The following is a 21,319-nucleotide window of genomic DNA, read 5'->3' on the forward strand; positions in this document are numbered from 1 at the left end:
GCCCGTCGGTAGTCTGGCCCGCATGTCCGCCACCGCCCTGCGACGCACGCAGATCACGCTGCTGCTGATCGGCGCGATCGTGACGGTGATGATGATCGTGGTGGTGGCCGGGTGTTACCGCGATGACGCCTCGATCGACGCCCACCGCGCGACCGCCACCGCCGACGTCGTCACCGCGGGCGCCACGAAATCGACGGTCCGGTTCTACACCGAGAGCGGCGAACTCCGCAGCCCCCGCCTCGGCATCTTCTATCCGACGGAACTGACCGCCGGACAACGGATCAGCGTCGAGTACGACAGCACGAACCCCGATCTCGTGCGCGTCGCCGGTCGCGATGCGAGCCTCGCGATCATCCCCGCGGTGTCGATCGCGGGATACACCTGGCTGCTCATCGTGGTCGTGATGGTGAGCCTCGCCGAGGTGACCCGCAGGCGCGGGCGCGCGATCGACGGCACCACGTCCACGCCGGACACCGTGCGTGCAGGTGACGAACACCGGGTGAACTGACCCGCCGAGCGTTCACGCGGCATTCCGGGCCGTGTCACGTCGAGGTGCCGTGGCAGACAGGTGCGCTACACACACTGGGTGCGTGCGAGTGGCGATAGTGGCAGAGAGCTTCCTGCCCAACATGAACGGTGTCGTGAACTCGGTGCTCCGCGTCTGCGAGCACCTCACGGCTCACGGGCACGAGGCGATGATCTTCGCCCCCGACACCCCGCGCGGGTTGCCGGCGGCGCCCCGCGAGATCGACGGTGTGCCGGTGCATCTCGTGCCGTCACTGATGGTGCCGAAGGTGTCGAGCCTCCCGGTGGGTGTGCCGCATCGCTCGCTGTACCGCGCGATGGCCGATTTCGCGCCCGACGTGGTCCACCTCGCCTCGCCGTTCGTGATCGGCGCCGCGGGTGCCCACGCCGCGCGCCGTCTCGACGTGCCGACGGTCGCGGTGTTCCAGACCGACGTCGCCGGATTCGCCGCTAGCTACGGCATCGGGATCGGGACGCGCGCCGCCTGGTCGTGGACCCGCCGACTGCACGCCGCCTGCGATCGCACCCTCGCGCCGTCGACGGTGTCGGTGAAAGCGCTTCAGGACCACGGTGTCCCGCGTGTGTTCCGTTGGGGTCGTGGGGTCGACGCCGAACGCTTCCATCCCGATCGCCGCGACCACGAGCTGCGCGCGCAGTGGAGCCCGAACGGCGTGCCGATCGTCGGGTTCGTGGGTCGACTGGCCCCGGAGAAGCACGTCGAGCGCCTCGCGGTGCTCTCGGGTCGCCGCGATCGACAACTCGTCATCGTCGGCGGGGGACCCGAGCGGGCGCGCCTCGAGAAGCTGATGCCCGACGCGGTGTTCACCGGCGAACTCGGCGGCCTCGAACTCGCACGGGCCTACGCCAGCATGGACGTGTTCGTGCACCCCGGCGAGCACGAGACCTTCTGCCAGGCGGTGCAGGAGGCGCAGGCCAGCGGTATCCCGGTGATCGGCCCCGACGCCGGTGGCCCGAAGGACCTCATCGCGAACTTCCGCACCGGGTACCTGCTGGACGTCCCGACCTTCGGTGAGCGGCTGCCCGGCGCCGTCGACACCCTCGTCGATCCGGCGATCAACGCCGAGTTCGGTGCCGCCGCTCGACGCGGTGTCGCGGGCAAGACGTGGCCGTCGATCTGCGATCAGCTCCTCGGCCATTACGACGCCGTCCTCGGGCGCGCGGGCAGCCTCGGTGTGCGTCGTTCTGCCTGATCGGGTGCGCTGACCTGTGTCGGGGCTCTCGGTGCGGGCGGGTGGGGCGGGCACGTAACGTTGGCCGCATGACCACGATCCGCGCCGGCCTCGACAAAGCACCCGCCGACGTCGCCGCGATGTTCGACGGTGTCGCGCGTCGCTACGACATCACCAACACCGTGCTCTCCTTCGGGCAGGACCGGGGCTGGCGCACCGCGACCCGCCACGCGCTGGGTCTCGGTCCGGGTGATGTCGTGCTCGACCTCGCCGCCGGAACCGCCGTCTCGACCGAGGAACTGGCCCAGTCGGGTGCGCACTGCATCGCCGCCGACTTCTCGCTGGGGATGCTCAAGGCCGGACACAAGCGGCCGGTGCCCAAGGTCGCGGCCGACGCCCTGACGCTCCCGTTCGCTGACGAGAGCTTCGACGCGGCCACCATCTCCTTCGGTCTACGCAACGTCGCATCGGTCGACACGGCACTCGCCGAGCTGTATCGCGTGCTCAAACCCGCTGGGCGACTGGTGATCTGCGAGTTCTCGACGCCGGTGTTCGCGCCGTTGCGCACCGTGTACATGGAGTACCTGATGAAGGCGCTGCCGTCGGTCGCGACGAAGGTGTCGAGCAACCCCGAGGCGTACGTCTACCTCGCCGAGTCGATTCGTGCCTGGCCCGATCAGGCGGGTCTCGCGGCCAAGATCGAGACCGCCGGCTTCGGCAGTGTCCGCTGGCGCAACCTCACCGGCGGCATCGCCGCGCTCCACCGCGCCGTCAAGTAGCGCTCCAGCCAACGCCGCGACCGTGCCACAACCTTCCGCCGACCGTGCCGATATCCTTCGCCGACCGTGCCACAACCACCGCCGACCGTGCCGAAGGCCCGATCGGTTGTTCTCACAGTCCCGTTCAGAGACGACGTAGGGCGCCGGCTTCTTCACGTTGGCAGGGAGGCGCCGGGAAAAGGTGATGACCTTCTGATCAGAGTGATAGCGGTATCCCACTGGGGACTCGACGTTGTCGGTTCCGGGCGAGAAACAGACGCTGAGGGGTCGTGCAGATGATCTCGACGCCGACGTCCGGATTGTTGGTAATCTTCCGCCTGTCGCTGGGACGGATGTCGGGGGTGTCACGGACTTGCTGGAAGGTTCTGAGCGCGCGGACGATCATCTGAATTGCGAGAAGCGGTCTGAGGCTTTACGGGACATCATCGACGACGCCGTTCGCATCAGCAGAAGTCGACGACGGTCCGGTCGTGACGGATCATGAATCGCAAGAGAACCCTGGCGACTGTGGGCATGTACTTGCCATCATCACGCCTGGAGACCGCCGGAGGTCTTTACTACTATCGCTTTTCGCTGGCGACAAGCAAAATTTTGTCGGTGATCGCCTTCGCCGATGGTTTTCATGTGAGCCCTGACGCGGCCAAGGCGAATCGGAATGAGCCATTCGAGTCTCGTATCATTCCGCGAGCTCGTTGGACTCAGACGCTCGTGGGCGATTTTGTTCAGACGCGACTGCGTGGGCTGAGTCTGATTTCTCTCGACCGAGGATTCGTTCATGGCATCCGCTCCGACCCCGACTTCGTGTCCACGGTCAGAAGCGCGTCAATCGTAGAACTCCAATGGACGGAGTACTTCGGTTTGGCGCCGCTTGTCAGAAACATGAACCCACGGGCTGCTGTGGTGGGTGTTGTTCACGACGTGGTCCTGCAACGAATCGAGCGCGAGGTTGCGAGGAGGGGAGTCTTTTACAGATGCACTGCGGGCCGCACGAGAATAAAGATGCATCGCAGCCGTGAAAGGCGTCTCCTTTCACAGCTCGATCATGTAGTGGTGTTCAGCGAGAAAGACAAGTTGCTGGTCTCGGATATTCATGAAGACGCTGTTTGTCACATAATTCCTCCGGAGGTTCCGAGTTACGCGGTTTCGCCCGCCGAGAAGTGTGTTGTCCTGTTCGAGGGCGCCCTCTCCCGACCGGAGAATGTGGACGCTGTGCGCTACCTGGTCGGAACGATCTGGCCCGATGTCCTGCGAGCGAGACCCGACGCGATTTTGCGCATTGCCGGCTCGGGAGCACCGGACGATTTGAATGTTCTTCTCGAAGCTCACCCGTCAGTTCATGTGACTGGACGGTTGGCAGATATGGCAGACGCCTACGCCGGAATATCTTTGTGCGTTGCGCCTCTGCAACTCGGGGCCGGCCTCAAGTTCAAGTCTGCCTCCGCGATTCTGTCGGGAGTGCCCCTGGTGAGTACGACATGCGGGATCGAAGGAATACCTTTCGGAGGCGACATCTGGTGTGTCGCTGACGACCCGGCAGCGTTCGCTTCTGCAATTGTTTCCGCGCTTGAAGAACGCGGTCGGGCGTGGGCCGAGGCCGAACAACTGAAAGCAGCCGCAAGTCGCGAGTTCGGCTCGGATGCCCTGCAGGCACGTGTCGCACAGCTTTACACCGAGATTCTGCAGGATATGGACGACGACGCAGATGGCGCTTTTCGGTCAGAACGCTGACGGATACGCGACGCCCGGACGGACCCCGCAGCTCACCGGGTCCGGAGTGTGTACGAGGGCAACGCGAGTGGGACGAGGACTACGCGCGTACGTGGCGAACGGCTCCGATGGTCGCGGTTCGGTCCTGACAGGGCGTCGTCGCATTCGGCCGGCAGCTTCGGCACGGTGGGCGGGACTTTTCGGCACGGTCGGCGGCGGATATCGGCACACTCGGCGGGACTTTTCGGCACGGTGGGCGGCGATTAATGGCACGGTCAGCGGAAGGGCGGACGCGCGTCGATCGTGGTCGAGGCACGACCGGCCGTGCGCCACAGGCGTGCGACGAGGTCGGTGTCCTCGGGGGTGATGAGGTTGCCCATCACGCGCACCACCATCGACATCAACGCCGCTGATCGGATGCCCGGACGTCCCAGCACCGGCACCGCCTTCGGCACGGTCAGCACCCCGGCGAGACGTCGGGCCGCGGAGAACGCGGCGCCGTAGTGGTCGGCGAGCAGGGCGGGCCAGTCGGCGGTGTGATCGGCCTCGCCGAGGCGGGCCGCGGCGAAGCGCCCGGTCTCCATCGCGTAGTCGATGCCCTCGCCGTTGAGCGGGTTCACGCACGCCGCGCAGTCACCGACCAGCATCCAGTTGCGACCGGCCACCCCCGACACCGCGCCACCCATCGGCAGCAGCGCCGAGGTGACGCGCATCGGCTCGCCGTGCAGACCCCAGCGCTCGCGCTGGGAGTTCGTGTAGTGCTCGACGATCGGCCGTAAAGCCATGTGCGCCGGTCGCTTACCGGTCGCCAGTGCGCCGACGCCGATGTTCACGAGGCCGTCCTCGGAGCCGAGCGGGAACACCCACCCGTATCCGGGGAGCAGTCCGCCGTCGCCGTCGTGGAGTTCGAGATCGGACCCCATCCATTCGTCGCCCGCGCGATCGGACCGCACGTATGCGCGCGCCGCGACGCCATAGGCGGTGTCGCGGTGCCATTCTCGGCCGAGCTCGCGTCCGAGAGGCGAGCGCACGCCGTCGGCGACGATGAGCTGACCGACCCGGATCTGCGCCGGTCCGGCGGGTCCGACGACCTCGACCGCGCTCACGCGATCACCGTCGCGGACCACCCCGACCGCCTTGACGCCCTGCACCATCGTCGCGCCCCGATCGAGCGCGGCGACACGGATGCGATCGTCGAGTTCGGTTCGCGCGACGGCACTTCCGTGCGCCGGGAAGCGACCCGACGGCCACCGGATCTGTTGCGAGGCGCCCCACCCCCGCATCGCCAAACCGACGATCTTCGGCCGCGACGTCAGGTAGGCACCGAGGCCCAGGTGCTCCATCTCGGCGATCGCGCGCGGGGTCAGTCCGTCGCCGCAGGTCTTGTCGCGGGGGAACACCGCGTTGTCGAGCAGCACGACCTGATGGCCTGCGTCGGCGGCGTGCGCCGCGGTGGCCGAACCGCCCGGTCCGGCCCCGACCACCAGCACGTCGGCATGCGTCGGGAGGGGCGCGGGGGACTGCTGTTCCGCATCGGCGATGGAGGTCACCTGATCCAGTATCACCGAACCTTCGACGCAACGATTACGCTCGGTCGTAGACGGTCCGGCGAGAACAGTCTCGCCGACACAGTGGGAGATGGAGCGCCGAGTCGTGCAGACGAGGTTGACGGGAGTCGCGTCGTGAAGACGACGTTCATGGGGCTCGACATGGGCTCCGAGCAGTTCTCGGACGAGATCGGCGGGTCACTCGCCCGTGTCGAGGAACTGCTCCTCGCCGAACTGTCCTCGGGTGAGGACTTCCTCACCGAGGCGGCCACCCACCTCGCCAAGGCCGGCGGCAAACGTTTCCGCCCGCTGTTCGCGCTGCTCGCGGCGCAGTTCGGGCCCCGCCCCGATGCGACCGAGGTCATCACCGCGGCCACCGTCGTGGAGCTGATCCACCTCGCGACGCTCTACCACGACGACGTCATGGACGAGGCCGACATGCGTCGCGGCACCATCAGCGCCAACTCGCGGTGGGGCAACAGCGTCGCGATCCTCGCCGGCGACTTCCTGTTCGCCCGTGCCTCGCGCCTGGTCTCGACCCTCGGCCCGGAGTCGGTGCGCATCATCGCCGACACCTTCGCCGAACTGGTCACCGGCCAGATGCGCGAGACCATCGGCAACCAGGGCGGCACCGACCCCGTCGACCACTACCTGCGCGTGGTGTGGGAGAAGACGGCGTCGCTAATCGCCGCGTCGGGGCGCTTCGGCGGCATGACCTCGGGCGCCACCGACGACGACATCGAACGACTGTCGCGCCTCGGCGACGCCATCGGCACCGCCTTCCAGGTGTCCGACGACATCATCGACATCAGTTCGCAGTCCGACGACTCGGGCAAGAACCCGGGCACCGACCTGCGCGAGGGTGTCCACACACTGCCCGTGCTGTACGCGCTACGCGACTCCGGCCCCGACGCCGACCGACTGCGCGCCCTGCTCGTCAGCGAGTCGGGTGAGCGGATCCCGCTCGTCGACGACGCCGACGTCACCGAGGCGCTCACGCTCCTCAACGCCTCACCGGGGATGGACCGGGCGCGGGAGACCCTGCGTGGCTACGCCGACAAGGCGTTCGCCGAACTCGCCGCGCTACCGGCGAGCCCGTCGACCGACGCGCTCACGTCGCTGGTCACCTACACCGTCGACCGCATCGGCTGACGCGCGCCCACCGGAACTCCCGGGGCCACCTCGACCGTTGAGCCGGTGAACCACCACCGCTGAGCGCGAGGAGAACGACCACCATGCACGGGCACGCAAACGGCTTGAAGACGGTGCTGCTGCTGGGCGCCATGTCGGCGATCATCGTCGCGATCGGCGCCGCGTTCCAGAGCCCCGCGATCCTGTTGGTCGCGGTCCTCTTCGCGGTCGGCATGAACGCCTACGTCTACTTCAACAGCGCGAAGATGGCGCTCAAGGCGATGCACGCGCAGCCCGTCACCGAGGTGCAGGCGCCGGTCATCTATCGCATCGTGCGTGAGCTTGCGACCACCGCGCGCCAGCCCATGCCGCAGCTCTACATCAGCCCCACCGACGCGCCGAACGCCTTCGCGACCGGTCGCAACCCGAAGAACGCCGCGGTCTGCTGCACCCAGGGCATCCTGGGGATCCTCGACGAGCGCGAACTGCGCGCGGTGCTCGGCCACGAACTGAGCCACGTCTACAACCGCGACATCCTGATCTCGTCCATCGCAGGCGCCATGGCCGCCGTCGTCAGCGGCCTGGCCAACTTCGCTATGTTCGCCGGGATGTTCGGTGGCAACCGCGACAACGGCCCCAACCCGTTCGCGCTCATCCTCATCTCGCTGCTCGGACCCATCGCGGCCACCGTGGTGAAGCTGGCGGTGTCGCGGTCGCGGGAGTTCCAGGCCGACGCCTCGGGCGCCGAGCTCACCGGCGACCCGCTGGCGCTGGCCTCGGCCCTGCGCAAGATCTCCGGCGGCGTGCAGGCCGCGCCGCTGCCCCCGCAGACCGACATCGCCGCGCAGAGCCACCTGATGATCGCCAACCCGTTCCGCGGCGGCGAGCGCATCGGGAGGATGTTCTCGACGCACCCGCCGATGGAGGAGCGCATCGCGCGCCTCGAGGAGATGGCCCGCGGCGGGCGGTGAGTGCCTACCGGTAGTTCACGAACTGCAGGGCGATCTCGAAGTCCTTGCCCTTGAGCAGCGAGATGACCTCCTGCAGGTCGTCGCGCTTCTTGCTCGACACGCGCAGTTCGTCGCCCTGGATCAGTGCCTTCACGCCCTTGGGTCCCTCGTCGCGGATGGCCTTGGTGATCTTCTTGGCCTTCTCCGAATCGATGCCCTGCACGAGGGTGCCCGACAGGCGGTAGCCCTTGCCCGACGACGCCGGCTCACCGGCGTCGAACGCCTTGAGCGAGATGTCGCGGCGGATCAACTTCTCCTTGAACACCTCGAGCGCGGCCTCGGTGCGCTCCTCGGTGTCGGAGGTGATCACGATGGTCTCCTCGCCCGACCAGTCGATCTTCGTGTTGGTGCCACGGAAGTCGTAGCGCTGCGAGAGTTCCTTCGCGGCCTGGTTCAGAGCGTTGTCGACTTCCTGCCGATCGATCTTGCTGACCACGTCGAATGATGAATCTGCCATGCGGGCCAGGGTAGTCAGCCCCGCGCGGTTTTCCGATTCGGTGGGTGACGGGATCGTGCTCTGTCGAGCCGTTCGCACCATGTCGTGTCGTTCGCACCTCGGTGGCATGGCGCGAACGACGTCAGATGGCGCGAACACGTCGTGAGCAACTGTGGACAATCGCTCGCTGGTGGTCACATCGCGGGACTCCGTGTGTGCCGCGTCCGAGACGCTGAAGCCATGAGCGCGATCGCGACCACCCGCCGCCGCCTGGCGGCCCAGGGCCACACCCGCGCAGCCGTGGACGCAGCGCTACGCGACGGCAGGCTGATCGAGCTCGCGCCCGGCCATCTCGTGCCTGCCGCCGACATCGGCCGGTTTCCCGAGGACCGGCATCACGCCCTGGCCCGGGGGCTGCTCAGGGATCGGCCCGCCGGCGATGCATTGGCACGCGTGACTGCCGCGATCAATCTGCGACTCCCGGTCACCGGTGCCGACCTCAACCGGGTGCAGCTCGCGCGAAGGGGCGGAACCGCCTCGGGCTCGAAGCGGACGTCATTGGTGTCGCTGCATCGCAATGTGTCCGCGGCTGACCTCACGATCATCGACGGGGCCTGGTCGACCACGGTGGCACGCACAGTCGTCGATCTCGCACGATCGGAATCGTTGCGCACGGCGACCATCACCGGCGATGCGGCTCTGCATCGCAGACTGTGCACCGTCGACGAGCTCACCGCGGTGCTCGAGCGTATGGGTGCCGCCGACGGCTGCGGGCGAGCGAGAACGGTCCTCGCCGGTCTCGACTCGCGTGCCGAGAGTCCGCTGGAGTCATGGAGTCGACTCGTGATCGGTGAGTCGGCCCTTCCGACCCCGGTGCTCCAACACGAGATCTGTGATCGCGGTCGACTCGTCGCCCGTGTCGATTTCTGGTGGGAAGAGTTCGGGCTCGTCGGCGAATGCGACGGGATGGGGAAGTACTTCGGTGAGTACTCGACCAAGTCGCTGCGCGAGGTGCTCGACGAGGAGAAGTTCCGCGCACAGGAACTCGTCGACCTCGGCCACATCGTCGTCCGCTGGAGCTGGAACGAAGTGCAGCATCGGCCCCAGGCGGTCATCGCGCGCATCGAACGGGCGCTTCGGAGCCGTTGACGGCGATATTCGCCCCCGATCGCGTCGTTCGCGCCGTGCGCAAGCGGTGCGAACAACACGAACCGGTGCGGGCGACAACGCCGGCGAAACACGCGTGACCAGTGGTTTTCGCAACCGCGGGGGTGACGTTGTAATCTTCACGGCGTCGCCAAATCGCGCTGAGCGCGGGTCCGACACACGGCACGTTGCCCGAGCGGCCAATGGGAGCGGACTGTAAATCCGTCGCGAAAGCTACGTAGGTTCGAATCCTACACGTGCCACCACTCACCAAGGACTTCTGAAAGTCCTTGTGAGCTGCGCTTATACGGGTTCTCGCAACCCGTGCAGAGCGTCGGACCCCAGCGATTTGGCGACACTCGGGGCTGCTGTGTAACCTCGACAAGGCTCTCGGGGCGTCGAACAACGCCTCGGGTCCCGCCCCCTTAGCTCAGTCGGTAGAGCGTTTCCATGGTAAGGAAAAGGTCAACGGTTCGATTCCGTTAGGGGGCTCGCTGGACTCCCAGACCGTCACCGGCCTGGGCGGCCATGGCGGTGTAGCTCAGTTGGTTAGAGCGAACGACTCATAATCGTTAGGTCGCCGGTTCGAGTCCGGCCATCGCTACTGCGAGAGACAAGCTCAGCGGACGCGGCGCCCACCGGTGCCGGCATCCGTACCCGAGAACGATCCACCCGAAAGGCAGCCCCGTGGCCTCCTCAACAGATGTGCGCCCCAAGATCACCTTGGCCTGCGAGGTCTGCAAGCACCGCAACTACATCACCAAGAAGAACCGTCGCAACGATCCCGACCGGCTCGAGATCAAGAAGTTCTGCCCGAACTGCGGCAAGCATCAGGGCCACAAGGAATCGCGCTGACCCACCCGTCCCGCCGGTAGAACCGGCGGGACGCGTCATCTCCTGCAACGATCGGTCCGAGCATCCGTTGTCGGTGGGAGGCGGCGTCCAGGCGACCACGGCGCGTGCCGCGACAGTCGCCCTCACGGTCGAGAATCAACACAGATCAGGTCGGTGACACATGAGTGATCAGTCCATTGCGTCGGTCGAGGAACGCCTCGCCATCATGGCGAACCAGACGAGCCTGTCGCCCGAGGAGATCGCCGAGCGAACCGCCGCCCAGGTCGGGTTCCACTACACGGTCGAGGACTACTACGAGGTGGGCCGCGAGAAGGTCCGCGAGTACGCCCGCGCCGTGCAGGACGGCCACCCCGTGCACTGGAACGAGGCCGCGGCCACCGCGAACGGTCACTCGACCCTGATCGCCCCGCTGTCTTTCGTCGCCATCCCCGGCATGATCGCCCAGCGCCGTCTCTTCGAGGAGATGGTGGAGGGTTGGGATCTGTGGAAGATGCTGCAGACCGACCAGCGCCTCGTGTTCCACAAGCCCGTCGAGGTGGGCGACCGCCTGATCTGCGTGGTGTCGCTCGACTCGTACCGCCAGATGGGCGGCGCCGACGTGCTGGTGACCAAGAACCAGATCCACAACCAGCACGACGTGCCGGTCATGACCACCTGGACCACGCTGGTGGCCCGCGCCGGTGAGTCCCCGGCGCCGTCGTTCATGCAGACCGTCGCCCACACCATGCTGGTCGAGGGCGCGACCTACGACCACGGTCAGACGATCCCCGATCACAGTGGCTTCTTCACCGAGCCCGATCCGGCCGTCGAGCCCAAGCCGTACGGGGCGATCAGCTTCGACAGCCTCACCGTCGGCCAGGAGCTCGAGCCGCGCACGGTGAAGCTGACCCGCGGCAACCTCATCAACTACGCCGGTGTCGCCGGCGACCCCAACCCGATCCACTTCAGTGACGAGATCGCCGACATCGTCGGCCTCGACACCGTCGTGGCCCACGGCATGCAGACCATGGGCATCAGTGCGGGCTACGTCACCGACTTCGTCGGCGATCCGGGCGCGGTCTACGAGTACAACGTGCGCTTCACCGCGCCGGTCTACGTCCCGCGTGACGGGTACGGCCAGATGGACCTCACCGCCAAGGTGAAGTCGCTCGATCCCGAGACCCGCCGCGGACAGATCGCGCTGACGGCCAAGTCGAACGGCAAGAAGATCTTCGGCCGCGCTCTGGCCAGCGTCCAGTTCTCCTGACCTCGCCGACCGGTCCGGGCGTTCGGGTCCGTGACCACAGCGAATTGGAGTTCGCACGATCGGGTGTCGTACACTCGGGTGTCTGAGGTTCACCGAGCTGCGCGCTGCCCACGGGTGGCGCGTTGATTGTGTGGAACGAAGAAGGTATCGGCTTCTCCGGTGCGACGATGGTCGTGTACGGGGAGTCGTGTCCACCGGGTCGGTGCCTGCCACCGGCCCAGAGGGGCGTAGCTCAACTGGCAGAGCAGCGGTCTCCAAAACCGCAGGTTGCAGGTTCAAGTCCTGTCGCCCCTGCCCTCGCCGAGAACGGTGTCATCACGGCTCTCGGTGAACCGCAGGACATCACGCGGCTCGGCCACGTGACGGACACACGTTCGACGAGAGGATGAAGGTGAGCAGACGCGACAGAGCTGCCCGAGCGAAGGGGTCGGTACCCGACGCCGAGGCAACCGACGCCGACACCACCGCCGGCGCGGACAGCGCCGACGCCACCTCCGCGGACACCGACGCCCGGCCCAGCGGCAAGCGTTCGTCCACCCCGCGTGGCAAGCGCGGCGCAGCAACCGACGTCGACGGGGCCACCACCGCCGGTGGCGTCGCACTGAAGGAACGGTCCACCCGGACCGACACCTCGACGGCCACCAGCCGCAACCCGTTCGTCCGACTGTGGACGTTCCTGCGACAGGTCGTCGGCGAACTCAAGAAGGTCATCTGGCCGACCCGCTCGGAGATGGTCCGCTACACGATCATCGTGTTGATCTTCGTGGTCGTGATGACGGCGTTCATCTCGGGCATCGACCTCGGCTTCGCCAAGGCCGTGCTCTGGTTGTTCGGCTGACACCGACTGTCCAGAGACACCGGCACGGGCGTTCGCGCCAACCATGGTGTGCGTCGCTCGAAGCGACGTACACGGTAAGCAATGAAAGGGAGCGTGGGCTGCAGTGAGCACCCCTGAGCACGACACCGAGAGCATCCAGGATGCCGACCTCGAGGCCATCGAGTCGGGCAGTGATGTCCTGGACGCGCCGGTCGACGTCGCCGCGACCGAAGAGCTGACCGAGGCCGTCGCCGGATCCATCGTCGACGGGGCCGCCGGTACGGACGACACCGCGAGCACCGACGAGGCGGCAGGCACCGACGAGGCGCCCGCCGAGCCCGAGGAGGAAGTCGACCCGGTCGAGGAGCTGAAGAAGGAACTGCGTCGCGCCCCGGGTGACTGGTACGTGATCCACTCCTACGCCGGCTACGAGAACAAGGTGAAGGCCAACCTCGAGACCCGCGTGCAGAACCTCGACGTCGGCGACTACATCTTCCAGGTGGAGGTCCCCACCGAAGAGGTCACCGAGGTCAAGAACGGCCAGCAGAAGAAGGTGCAGCGCAAGGTGCTGCCCGGCTACATCCTGGTGCGCATGGAACTCAACGACGACTCGTGGGGCGCGGTGCGCAACACCCCCGGCGTCACCGGTTTCGTCGGCATGACCTCCAAGCCGTCGCCGCTGTCGATGAAGGAAGTGCTGCAGTTCCTGCTGCCGCGCGCCGAGGCCAAGAAGCCCGTCGCAGGCAAATCGGGCGCGAGCTCCGACGGTGGCGAGACCTCGTCGGCGTCGATCATCGAGGTCGACTTCCAGGTCGGCGAGAGCGTCACCGTCATGGACGGTCCGTTCGCGACGCTGCCCGCCTCGATCTCCGAGGTCAACGCCGAGCAGCGCAAGGTCAAGGTGCTCGTGTCGATCTTCGGTCGCGAGACCCCCGTCGAACTCGGCTTCGCACAGGTCGAGAAAATCTGAGATTTCGCGTCTGAAAGCGGACGCGATCCGTCCGACACCGGGTGCGACCGGGTCGTCGGACACACACGAAGACAACACGAAGGTAAAAGAGAGATGCCCCCCAAGAAGAAGAAGCTCGCCGGGATCATCAAGCTCCAGATCCAGGCCGGTGCGGCCAACCCCGCCCCGCCCGTGGGTCCGGCGCTCGGTCAGCACGGCGTGAACATCATGGAGTTCTGCAAGGCCTACAACGCCGCGACCGAGTCGCAGCGTGGCACGGTCATCCCGGTCGAGATCTCGGTCTACGAGGACCGCTCGTTCGACTTCAAGCTGAAGACCCCGCCCGCGGCGAAGCTGCTGCTCAAGGCGGCCGGTCTGCAGAAGGGCTCGGGAGAGCCGCACAGCAAGAAGGTCGGCAAGGTCACGATGGACCAGGTCCGCGAGATCGCCAAGACCAAGCAGGAAGACCTCAACGCCAACGACGTCGAGCAGGCCGCGAAGATCATCGCCGGCACCGCCCGGTCGATGGGCATCACGGTCGACGGCTGAGCCGTCTCCACCGAATCAACCAGAACGCGTGGGAGGACCGGCTCGGTCCGCACACCACCCATCCGCAGTAGCTGCGGAGAAGGAATGAACACATGAGCAAGAAGAGCAAGGCATACCTGGCCGCGGCCGAGAAGATCGACAAGGACAACCTGTACAGCCCGCTGGAGGCTGCAGCGTTGGCGAAGGCCACCGGTTCGTCGAAGTACGACGCCACCGTCGAGGTCGCCATCCGTCTCGGCGTCGATCCCCGCAAGGCCGACCAGATGGTCCGCGGCACCGTGAACCTGCCGCACGGCACGGGCAAGACCGCCCGCGTCATCGTGTTCGCCGTCGGCGACAAGGCCGCCGAGGCGACCGCCGCCGGTGCCGACGAGGTCGGCGCCGAGGATCTCATCGAGAAGATCCAGGGCGGTTGGCTCGACTTCGACGCCGCGATCGCGACGCCGGATCAGATGGCGAAGGTCGGACGTATCGCACGCGTCCTCGGCCCGCGTGGTCTCATGCCCAACCCGAAGACCGGCACCGTGACCCCCGACGTCACCAAGGCCGTCAACGAGATCAAGGGCGGCAAGATCAACTTCCGCGTCGACAAGGCCTCGAACCTGCACCTGGTGATCGGCAAGTCGTCGTTCGCGCCCGAGCAGCTCGCCGAGAACTACGGCGCCGCGCTCGACGAGATCCTCCGCGCGAAGCCGTCCGCGGCGAAGGGCCGGTACCTCAAGAAGGTCACCGTCTCGACCACCTCGGGCCCCGGCATCCCGGTCGATCCGGCCGTGACCCGCAACTACGCGGTTCCCGCCGACGCCCAGGCCTGAGCAGTCACAGCTGTACCGAGAACTCCCCGCGACGATCACCTCTCGTCGTGGGGAGTTCTCTTTTGCGCTGCCGTGGAACCGAATCGTGCTCTCGATAGTCTGAGGGATATGCGTGACGACAAACTCCTGACCCGGATCGCGGGGCTGCTCCGCCAGGCCGAGGGCACCGACAACGAGCACGAGGCCCAGACCTTCATGCAGGCGGCGCAGCGTCTGGCGACGGCGGCGTCGATCGATCTCGCGGTCGCCCGCGCGCATGATCCGGCCGCCGCACGCACCGCGCCGGTGGCACGTCAGATCGCGATCGGCACGAAGGGCAAGCGCGGCATGCGCACCTACGTGGCGCTGTTCGTCGCGATCGCCCACGCCAACGACGTGAAGGTCGATGTCGCCAGCAACTCCACCTTCGTTCTCGCCTACGGGTTCTCGGGCGACATCGACAGCACCGAGGCGCTCTACAGTTCGCTGGTGGTGCAGATGGTCGCGGCGAGCGACGCCTATCTCAAAGCCGGCGGCTACAAGAACGAGGTCGCCCACAAGGTGGTCACCCAGCACTCGCGGTGGCGGACCCGTCGGGTGGTCGAGCAGACCCCGCTGTCACCCATCACCGCCCGGCTCAACTTCCAATCGGCGTTCGCCGAGCGGATCGGTCTCCGCCTCACCGAGGCTCGCGACGAGGCGCGGGCCGAGGCCGTCGCGGCGACGTCGGCACGGTCGTCGTCGACCCAGATCGCCCTGCGGGACAAAGAGATCGCCGTCGTCGACTTCCATCGCGCAGAGTCGACCGCCCGCGGCACGTGGCGCGGATCGAGTGCCAGTGCCGGGTACTCCGAGGCGGCACGCCGCGCCGGGGACACCGCGGGGCGTCGTGCCCGGCTCGGCGAACAGGGTCACCTCGACGGGAGTCGCGGCGCGCTGGAATCGGGGTGAGTCCCGCCGCCGGTCGGGACTCGCAGCGTTCCGCGCTCTACGCCGCCGAGGCGATGGTGCTCTCGCTGTTCGAGTCGGCGCACCCCACGGTCGAACTCGCGGGCACGTCGATCACACTCCCGCCGGAGGGACGGTTCGGATCGGTCGAGTCGGTACGCACCTACGTCGACCGGGTGCTCGCGCGCCCGTCGGTGCGAGAGCGATTTCCCGCGGCGATCGATGCGGTCGCGGTTCGCGCCCGTCGCGGGCACCGCAGCGCCCACTACGAGATGTCGCCGGCACCGGTGATCGCCGTGCCCGAATCGGCGGAGGGCCGCTGGGCGCTGCGGGAACTGGTGGTGCTGCACGAGGTGGCGCATCATCTGACCGATCGCGGGGCCGCCCCGCACGGGCCGGAGTTCGTGACGACCCTCGTGGATCTGGTCACCGACGTCCTCGGCCCCGAGGCCGGGTTCGTCTACCGCGTGATCTTCACCGACAGCGGTATCGCGTTGCGCTGACGACCTGCCGACTCACGGAGGTGCCCAACTGCAGTCGTTACGTGCCCAACTGGCGAAAACGACGGCCCAACCGGCGGAAACAACGGCCCACCTGGCGGGAACGACGGCCCAACTGACGAAAACGACGGCCCAACTGAGGAAAACGACGGCCCAACTGGGGTCGTGCGGTCACCAGCCGGGGGAGCCTATGGCCTGGAAGGTCAGGTAGCTGGGGTGCTTCGGGTCGAGGACGAGGTCCTGCCTGCGACCGTGGGCGCGGATGAGGTCGGGGATCACCGTGAGGTAGCGCGGGACGCTGCCCGCGTAGACGTCGACGCGCAGGCGGTGCCCGATGTCGAGCACGGCGTCGGTGGGTACCAGGTCGACGTCGATGGGCAGCGCGACATCGGCGGGCACCGGCAGCTTGCGCTTGCGGCTGAGGTAATGGTGCGCCGTCAGCAGGGTGCCGTCCTCGGCGTACTCCGACAGGTCGTGGTCGATGGCCCGGTTCGACACCGTCAGCGCGCCGTTGGTGAGGACGCGCGACGTGCCGTCGGGGGCGACGTCGTTGACCGTGACCGCCCAGATGCCCTCCTGGCCGGAGGTCGAGACGTGCAGCCGAAGGTTCATCGCGCCGCTGATCTGGGTGCGCTCGGTGACCGGCGGCGTGGTGAACGCGAGCGCCCCACCCTCCTGGTGGCGGGCGTCGGTGGTGAAGTCCTTGCCGAGCATCGCGGTGATGCCTGCGGTCACCTGGGTCATGTCGCGCGACCGGAGCCCGCGCATGTCGGGCCGGACACCGAGCGATCGGCCTTTCGTGACCGGCGACCCGCCGAGGGTGCCGTCGTGCACGGCGTGCGACGCGGTGCCCGAACGCTTGTCGTCGAGATAGAGACGGCGGACCGTCGCCCCGGCCCGCGGGAAGCAGTCGCCGGAGGTCCACGAACCGCCCTGCTGCTCGAGGGTCACCGGCCCGTAGTTGTCGACGCCGTTGTCGATCCCCTTGAGCCACTTGTCGAACCACGCGCGTTCGAGCACGTCGACCCGCGGCGGATGTGTCGGTCCGCCGAAGCCCGACCCGGCGTCGACGTGATAGCCGTCGGCGACCACGAGTTGCTTGCGGCCGGGTTCCATCTTCAGGTGGGAGTAGATCGAGGTGGCGCTGCGACCGAACAGGTCGTGCCATCCGCCGAACAGGAACGTCGGTACGTCGATGCGGTCGACCACGGGGTCGCGTTCGTCGAAATACGGGTCGTCGTACACGCGGTCGTCGTGTCCGGTGAGGAAACCCCAGGCGAGGGAACCGACCTCGGTCGCCGGTGAGGCCACGCGGTCGGCGAACCACTTGACGGCGTTGCCGCGCAGGATGTCCCGCACCGACGTCGCCGGGTTCGGGATCCACTTGAGGACGTTGACGATCGACAGCCACAGCGGGATGAACGCCGACGGCAGTCCGCCGGTGATGTAGATGTCGCGGACGATGTCCTCGCATCCCTCGACCGCGAACACCGCCTTGAGTCCCTCGGGTCGCTTGTCGGCGGCCTGCAGCGAGTTGATCGCCGAGTACGACCAGCCGGCCATGCCGTAGGTGCCGTCGCACCACGGCTGTGCGGCGACCCACTGACAGATCTCCACCGAGTCCTGCTGCTCGCGGGCACCGAGGATCTGCCACTTGCCGTGTGAGGCACCGGTTCCGCGGACGTCGACGATCACCTGGGTGTAGCCGCTGCGCACCAGGTTGCGGTTGATGCCGAAGACATCGAGCGCGCCGCCGGAGAGCGTGCGGGTCACGTCGGTGACCCCGGAGAGCGGGGTTCCGGTCATGTTGACCGTGCCCGCGAGACCGCGGACGCCGCGTCCGACCACGGGTGAGTGGATGGCCGTGTCGATCATGTCGAGCAGGGCACGGTTGTACGGGTTGATGTTGACCACGGCCGGATAGACCGTCGACACCGCGCGGCGGTGGGCGTCGGCCGGTCGGATCACGGTGGCGCGCAGCAGCACGCCGTCGGACATCCGGATCTCGACGTCGCGGTCGATGCTGACGTGCGGGTGGCGCAGCGGGCCGTCGACGAGGTGCTTCCACCGCAGGGCGTCGGCGCCGCCGGTGGGGTCGCCGAGGGGGAGCGTGGGCAGGGGGGTGGGGCGCACACGACGCTCGGGACCCGGTGTCGACGGATGGGGGAGGGCGGGGGCGGTCTGGGCTGCGGCGGTGGCGCCGCCGAGACCCTCGGCCATCGGCAACTCGGGTGGATCGACCTGCACGCTCATGGGTGTCGCCTCGCTGTGGGGAGCGAGGCCGGCAGGGCCGGGATCTCGCTGTGTCCACTCCGTCATGGTCTGGCGTGTGCACCCCGTCATGTGGCACAGGTCACGTCAGCTGCTCCAGCCGAATGTAACCCAGCCTATTGGGTATGGATACGGCACCGTAGGAACTTGTGACCAGAGCGGGATGGACCTCCCCGATTTGGTAACGATGTCTACACCTTGAGACGTGCGTACCGGATTTCCGTCCGTTCCGCGGCCGCCGGAACGCGCTCACCTGCGTCGATTTGGCCGATCGGTGCGTGCGCCGCTACTCTGGCCACCGATGCACTCGCGGGCCCAGGCCCGCGGGACCATCTGTTCAACCAGAGACCGTCGGTCGACGTCTCCCTCCCGGGAGGTGTTCGAAGGTCCGGCTCATCGCCGGCGACCCACGCAGGGTGGACGTGTGAAGTTCGGTGGCCGATGTCCTGGCCGTCTTTCCTCTACGCCCCGATGCCCTGCGCTCGGGGCGTTCGTCGTGAGTGGGCCCTTCCGGCCGACACCGAATCGACATGAGAGGAGGCGAAGTATGGCCAAGTCCGACAAGGTCGCCGCAGTTGCGGAGATCGCCGAGCAGTTCAAGGGCTCCACGGCCACAGTCATCACGGAATACCGTGGTCTGTCGGTCAAGCAGCTCTCGGAGCTGCGTCGTTCACTCGGCGAGGGCGCAACCTACTCCGTCGCCAAGAACACCCTCGTCAAGCGCGCCGCCACTGAGGCAGGCGTCGCTGGCCTCGACGAGCTTTTCGTCGGTCCGACCGCGATCGCCTTCATCGAGGGTGAGCCGGTCGTCGCCGCCAAGGCGATGAAGAATTTCGCCAAGGACAACAAGGCTCTCGTCATCAAGGGCGGCTACATGGACGGCCGCGCGCTGTCCGTGGCCGAGATCGAGCAGATCGCCGACCTCGAGACCCGAGAGATCTTGCTGGCAAAGCTCGCCGGTGCCATGAAGGGCAACTTGGCAAAGGCTGCCGGGCTGTTCAACCAGCCCGCATCGCAGGTCGCGCGTCTCGCCGCGGCTCTGCAGGAGAAGAAGTCCGCCGAGGGTGGCGCACCGGAAGCAGAGCCTGCTGCCGATGCACCGACCGAGGCTGCCGAATAAGCGCATCCGCGCGCACCACCACACCAGGAACATTCCCCCGTCCCGGGGGACAACAGGAAGGACGCCACCATGGCGAAGCTCAGTGCTGACGAGCTCATCGATCAGTTCAAGGAACTGACCCTGCTGGAGCTCAGCGATTTCGTGAAGAAGTTCGAAGAGGTCTTCGAGGTCACCGCGGCCGCTCCCGTCGCCGTCGCCGCCGCCGGTGCCCCGGCTGCTGGCGCCGAGGCCGCTGTCGAGCAGGACGAGTTCGACGTCGTGCTCGAGGGCGCGGGCGACAAGAAGATCCAGGTCATCAAGGTCGTCCGTGAGGTCGTCTCGGGTCTGGGTCTGAAGGAGGCCAAGGACCTCGTGGAGAGCGCCCCCAAGGCCATCCTCGAAAAGGTCGACAAGGATGCCGCCGAGGCCGCCAAGGCCAAGCTCGAAGAGGCCGGCGCCAAGGTCTCCGTCAAGTAATTCCATCTGGACGCTTTTCGTTCCAGATCTGCACAAGGCCACCCCGCGGTGCGGGGTGGCCTTGTCGTATCTGCAGGTCACAACAGTTATTTTCGGTGTGCGCACGAATTGTCGCGTTGATGTTCGTCGATGGCGAACGGTGGGTTAGAGTGACTCCAACCACAGACCGGGGTGGCACAGCAGTAGGGAGTTTTACGTGGGTGTGGAGGTCAGCGTCGAGGGACTCACCAAGTCCTTCGGATCGCAGAACATCTGGCGCGACGTCACACTGACGCTCCCCGAGGGTGAGGTGAGCGCGCTGCTCGGCCCGTCGGGTACGGGCAAGTCGGTGTTCCTCAAGGCCCTCATCGGGCTGCTGCACCCCGAGCAGGGGTCGGTGATCGTCGACGGCACCGACATCACGAAGTGTTCGTCGAAGGAGCTCTACGAGATCCGCAAGCTGTTCGGCGTCCTGTTCCAGGACGGCGCGCTGTTCGGCTCGATGAGTCTCTACGACAACACGGCGTTCCCGCTGCGTGAGCACACCAAGAAGTCCGAGAGCGACATCCGGTCGATCGTGATGGAGAAGCTCGACCTGGTGGGTCTCGGTGACGCCGGCGACAAGCTGCCCGGTGAGATCTCCGGCGGTATGCGCAAGCGCGCCGGTCTGGCCCGCGCCCTGGTGCTCGATCCGCAGATCATCCTGTGCGACGAGCCCGACTCGGGTCTGGACCCGGTGCGTACGGCCTACATCTCGCAGCTGTTGATCGACATCAACGCCGAGATCGACGCGACGATCCTGATCGTCACGCACAACATCAACATCGCGCGGACCATCCCCGACAACATCGGCATGCTGTTCCGTAAGGAGCTGGTCATGTTCGGGCCGCGTGAGGTCCTGTTGACCTCCGAGGAGCCCGCGGTGAAGCAGTTCCTCTCCGGTGACCGTTTCGGTCCGATCGGCATGTCCGAGGAGAAGGACGACGCGACCGCGGCGCAGGAGCAGGAGCTGGCCGATGCGGGCATCGGCGGCGGCGGCACGAAGGACGATTTCTCGGAGATCATCCCGCAGGTGCAGCCCAATCCCGGTATGCCCGAGCGCAAGGCGTCGGCGCGGCACCGTCAGCGCGTCGAGGACATGATGCACGAGCTGCCGGAGAACGCGCAGCGGGCGATCCGGGAGTCGCAGGAGGCCGAGGACGAGGTCCGCCGCAACAACGCCGAGGCCCACGAGCGTTCCGGCCAGTCCGACCGGTCGCAGAAGGTGGACACGGAGAAGCAGTTCGCCGGGTCGAACGACAACACCGAGCAGTTCCCCGCCTACCGCGGAGGGAACTGAATGATCGTCGGATCACGGCGTACCC

General features: G+C 67.0%; 21 protein-coding genes and 4 tRNA genes. 22 read left to right on the forward strand and 3 right to left on the reverse strand.

From position 1 onward, the window contains the following. The first annotated feature begins 22 nt into the window (after positions 1-22). The 4 genes from ACLBW1_RS12835 to ACLBW1_RS12850 all read left to right on the forward strand — a co-directional run bounded on the left by ACLBW1_RS12835 (position 23) and on the right by ACLBW1_RS12850 (position 4,222). Entirely contained in the window at positions 23-508 is a 486-nt protein-coding gene (locus ACLBW1_RS12835; protein WP_447812242.1) for a hypothetical protein, read from the forward strand. An 82-nt stretch (positions 509-590) separates the two neighbouring features. After that, on the forward strand, positions 591-1,736 hold the full coding sequence (locus ACLBW1_RS12840; protein ID WP_447812243.1) for a glycosyltransferase family 4 protein: 1,146 nt from the start codon (positions 591-593) through the stop codon (positions 1,734-1,736). A 68-nt stretch (positions 1,737-1,804) separates the two neighbouring features. Next, entirely contained in the window at positions 1,805-2,494 is a 690-nt protein-coding gene (locus tag ACLBW1_RS12845; RefSeq protein WP_447812244.1) for a demethylmenaquinone methyltransferase, read from the forward strand. A gap of 480 nt (positions 2,495-2,974) precedes the next feature. After that, positions 2,975-4,222: a glycosyltransferase family 4 protein gene (locus ACLBW1_RS12850; RefSeq protein WP_447812245.1), complete on the forward strand. Its 1,248-nt coding sequence runs from the start codon at positions 2,975-2,977 to the stop codon at positions 4,220-4,222. 254 nt (positions 4,223-4,476) lie between these two features. Here the strand turns inward: ACLBW1_RS12850 and ACLBW1_RS12855 are convergent, their stop codons facing one another. Then, a complete protein-coding gene (locus ACLBW1_RS12855) occupies positions 4,477-5,751 on the reverse strand; it encodes a geranylgeranyl reductase family protein (RefSeq protein ID WP_447812246.1) in 1,275 nt (424 codons plus the stop codon). A 132-nt stretch (positions 5,752-5,883) separates the two neighbouring features. On the opposite strand from ACLBW1_RS12855, the gene ACLBW1_RS12860 reads away from it, so the two are divergent. Continuing rightward, on the forward strand, positions 5,884-6,900 hold the full coding sequence (locus ACLBW1_RS12860) for a polyprenyl synthetase family protein (protein ID WP_447812247.1): 1,017 nt from the start codon (positions 5,884-5,886) through the stop codon (positions 6,898-6,900). 83 nt (positions 6,901-6,983) lie between these two features. Then, positions 6,984-7,850, forward strand: a complete 867-nt coding sequence (htpX, locus tag ACLBW1_RS12865) for a zinc metalloprotease HtpX (RefSeq protein WP_447812248.1) — start codon at positions 6,984-6,986, stop codon at positions 7,848-7,850. 4 nt (positions 7,851-7,854) lie between these two features. Here htpX and ACLBW1_RS12870 read toward each other — a convergent pair whose 3' ends face one another. Then, complete coding sequence (locus ACLBW1_RS12870; protein ID WP_434214487.1) at positions 7,855-8,346, reverse strand: YajQ family cyclic di-GMP-binding protein; 492 nt, start codon at positions 8,344-8,346, stop codon at positions 7,855-7,857. Between the two features lie 219 nt (positions 8,347-8,565). Between ACLBW1_RS12870 and ACLBW1_RS12875 the strand changes: the two genes are divergently transcribed. From ACLBW1_RS12875 to ACLBW1_RS12935, 13 genes are all read left to right on the forward strand, one after another. Beyond that, positions 8,566-9,474, forward strand: coding sequence for a hypothetical protein (locus tag ACLBW1_RS12875; protein ID WP_447812249.1), 909 nt, complete (start codon positions 8,566-8,568; stop codon positions 9,472-9,474). Between the two features lie 179 nt (positions 9,475-9,653). After that, a tRNA-Tyr gene (locus ACLBW1_RS12880) sits at positions 9,654-9,737 on the forward strand. 153 nt (positions 9,738-9,890) lie between these two features. Further along, positions 9,891-9,963, forward strand: a tRNA-Thr gene (locus ACLBW1_RS12885). Between the two features lie 38 nt (positions 9,964-10,001). After that, positions 10,002-10,075, forward strand: a tRNA-Met gene (locus tag ACLBW1_RS12890). Between the two features lie 83 nt (positions 10,076-10,158). Further along, positions 10,159-10,326 (forward strand): 50S ribosomal protein L33, encoded by a 168-nt coding sequence (rpmG, locus tag ACLBW1_RS12895; RefSeq protein WP_045823858.1) that lies wholly within the window; start codon positions 10,159-10,161, stop codon positions 10,324-10,326. 160 nt (positions 10,327-10,486) lie between these two features. Beyond that, positions 10,487-11,572 (forward strand): fused (3R)-hydroxyacyl-ACP dehydratase subunits HadA/HadB, encoded by a 1,086-nt coding sequence (locus ACLBW1_RS12900; RefSeq protein WP_447812250.1) that lies wholly within the window; start codon positions 10,487-10,489, stop codon positions 11,570-11,572. A 221-nt stretch (positions 11,573-11,793) separates the two neighbouring features. Then, positions 11,794-11,866: transfer RNA gene (locus tag ACLBW1_RS12905), tRNA-Trp, on the forward strand. A 97-nt stretch (positions 11,867-11,963) separates the two neighbouring features. Continuing rightward, complete coding sequence (secE, locus tag ACLBW1_RS12910) at positions 11,964-12,410, forward strand: preprotein translocase subunit SecE (RefSeq protein WP_447812251.1); 447 nt, start codon at positions 11,964-11,966, stop codon at positions 12,408-12,410. Positions 12,411-12,513: 103 nt separating this feature from the next. Then, the gene (gene nusG / locus ACLBW1_RS12915) at positions 12,514-13,359 is read left to right on the forward strand and encodes a transcription termination/antitermination protein NusG (protein ID WP_447812252.1); all 846 of its coding nucleotides are present in this window, start codon (positions 12,514-12,516) and stop codon (positions 13,357-13,359) included. A 93-nt stretch (positions 13,360-13,452) separates the two neighbouring features. Further along, on the forward strand, positions 13,453-13,887 hold the full coding sequence (gene rplK / locus ACLBW1_RS12920) for a 50S ribosomal protein L11 (RefSeq protein ID WP_434214483.1): 435 nt from the start codon (positions 13,453-13,455) through the stop codon (positions 13,885-13,887). A 92-nt stretch (positions 13,888-13,979) separates the two neighbouring features. Continuing rightward, positions 13,980-14,702: a 50S ribosomal protein L1 gene (gene rplA / locus ACLBW1_RS12925; RefSeq protein ID WP_447812253.1), complete on the forward strand. Its 723-nt coding sequence runs from the start codon at positions 13,980-13,982 to the stop codon at positions 14,700-14,702. A gap of 108 nt (positions 14,703-14,810) precedes the next feature. Beyond that, entirely contained in the window at positions 14,811-15,632 is an 822-nt protein-coding gene (locus ACLBW1_RS12930; protein ID WP_447812254.1) for a DUF2786 domain-containing protein, read from the forward strand. Next, a complete protein-coding gene (locus tag ACLBW1_RS12935; RefSeq protein ID WP_447812255.1) occupies positions 15,629-16,132 on the forward strand; it encodes a TIGR04338 family metallohydrolase in 504 nt (167 codons plus the stop codon). Before ACLBW1_RS12930 ends, ACLBW1_RS12935 begins: the two co-directional genes overlap by 4 nt. Before the next feature lie 168 nt (positions 16,133-16,300). Here ACLBW1_RS12935 and ACLBW1_RS12940 read toward each other — a convergent pair whose 3' ends face one another. Continuing rightward, positions 16,301-18,349: a CocE/NonD family hydrolase gene (locus ACLBW1_RS12940; RefSeq protein WP_447812957.1), complete on the reverse strand. Its 2,049-nt coding sequence runs from the start codon at positions 18,347-18,349 to the stop codon at positions 16,301-16,303. Between the two features lie 598 nt (positions 18,350-18,947). Between ACLBW1_RS12940 and rplJ the strand changes: the two genes are divergently transcribed. The 3 genes from rplJ (at position 18,948) to ACLBW1_RS12955 (ending at position 21,294) form a co-directional block, all read left to right on the forward strand. Beyond that, entirely contained in the window at positions 18,948-19,520 is a 573-nt protein-coding gene (rplJ, locus tag ACLBW1_RS12945) for a 50S ribosomal protein L10 (protein WP_447812256.1), read from the forward strand. Between the two features lie 69 nt (positions 19,521-19,589). Further along, the gene (gene rplL, locus ACLBW1_RS12950) at positions 19,590-19,976 is read left to right on the forward strand and encodes a 50S ribosomal protein L7/L12 (RefSeq protein WP_447812257.1); all 387 of its coding nucleotides are present in this window, start codon (positions 19,590-19,592) and stop codon (positions 19,974-19,976) included. Between the two features lie 196 nt (positions 19,977-20,172). Then, complete coding sequence (locus ACLBW1_RS12955) at positions 20,173-21,294, forward strand: ABC transporter ATP-binding protein (RefSeq protein WP_447812258.1); 1,122 nt, start codon at positions 20,173-20,175, stop codon at positions 21,292-21,294. Positions 21,295-21,319: the final 25 nt, after the last annotated feature.

The organism is Williamsia sp. M5A3_1d, assembly GCF_053345315.1.

What these genes read in the sequence shown, in the direction of transcription:
- ACLBW1_RS12835 (WP_447812242.1), top strand. Translation starts at nt 23, where the DNA reads ATGTCCGCCACCGCCCTGCGACGCACGCAGATCACGCTGCTGCTGATC.
- ACLBW1_RS12845 (WP_447812244.1), top strand. Translation starts at nt 1,805, where the DNA reads ATGACCACGATCCGCGCCGGCCTCGACAAAGCACCCGCCGACGTCGCC.
- ACLBW1_RS12850 (WP_447812245.1), top strand. Translation starts at nt 2,975, where the DNA reads ATGAATCGCAAGAGAACCCTGGCGACTGTGGGCATGTACTTGCCATCA.
- htpX (WP_447812248.1), top strand. Translation starts at nt 6,984, where the DNA reads ATGCACGGGCACGCAAACGGCTTGAAGACGGTGCTGCTGCTGGGCGCC.
- ACLBW1_RS12870 (WP_434214487.1), bottom strand. Translation starts at nt 8,346, where the DNA reads ATGGCAGATTCATCATTCGACGTGGTCAGCAAGATCGATCGGCAGGAA.
- ACLBW1_RS12875 (WP_447812249.1), top strand. Translation starts at nt 8,566, where the DNA reads ATGAGCGCGATCGCGACCACCCGCCGCCGCCTGGCGGCCCAGGGCCAC.
- ACLBW1_RS12900 (WP_447812250.1), top strand. Translation starts at nt 10,487, where the DNA reads ATGAGTGATCAGTCCATTGCGTCGGTCGAGGAACGCCTCGCCATCATG.
- rplK (WP_434214483.1), top strand. Translation starts at nt 13,453, where the DNA reads ATGCCCCCCAAGAAGAAGAAGCTCGCCGGGATCATCAAGCTCCAGATC.
- rplA (WP_447812253.1), top strand. Translation starts at nt 13,980, where the DNA reads ATGAGCAAGAAGAGCAAGGCATACCTGGCCGCGGCCGAGAAGATCGAC.
- ACLBW1_RS12930 (WP_447812254.1), top strand. Translation starts at nt 14,811, where the DNA reads ATGCGTGACGACAAACTCCTGACCCGGATCGCGGGGCTGCTCCGCCAG.
- ACLBW1_RS12940 (WP_447812957.1), bottom strand. Translation starts at nt 18,349, where the DNA reads ATGGCCGAGGGTCTCGGCGGCGCCACCGCCGCAGCCCAGACCGCCCCC.
- rplJ (WP_447812256.1), top strand. Translation starts at nt 18,948, where the DNA reads ATGGCCAAGTCCGACAAGGTCGCCGCAGTTGCGGAGATCGCCGAGCAG.
- rplL (WP_447812257.1), top strand. Translation starts at nt 19,590, where the DNA reads ATGGCGAAGCTCAGTGCTGACGAGCTCATCGATCAGTTCAAGGAACTG.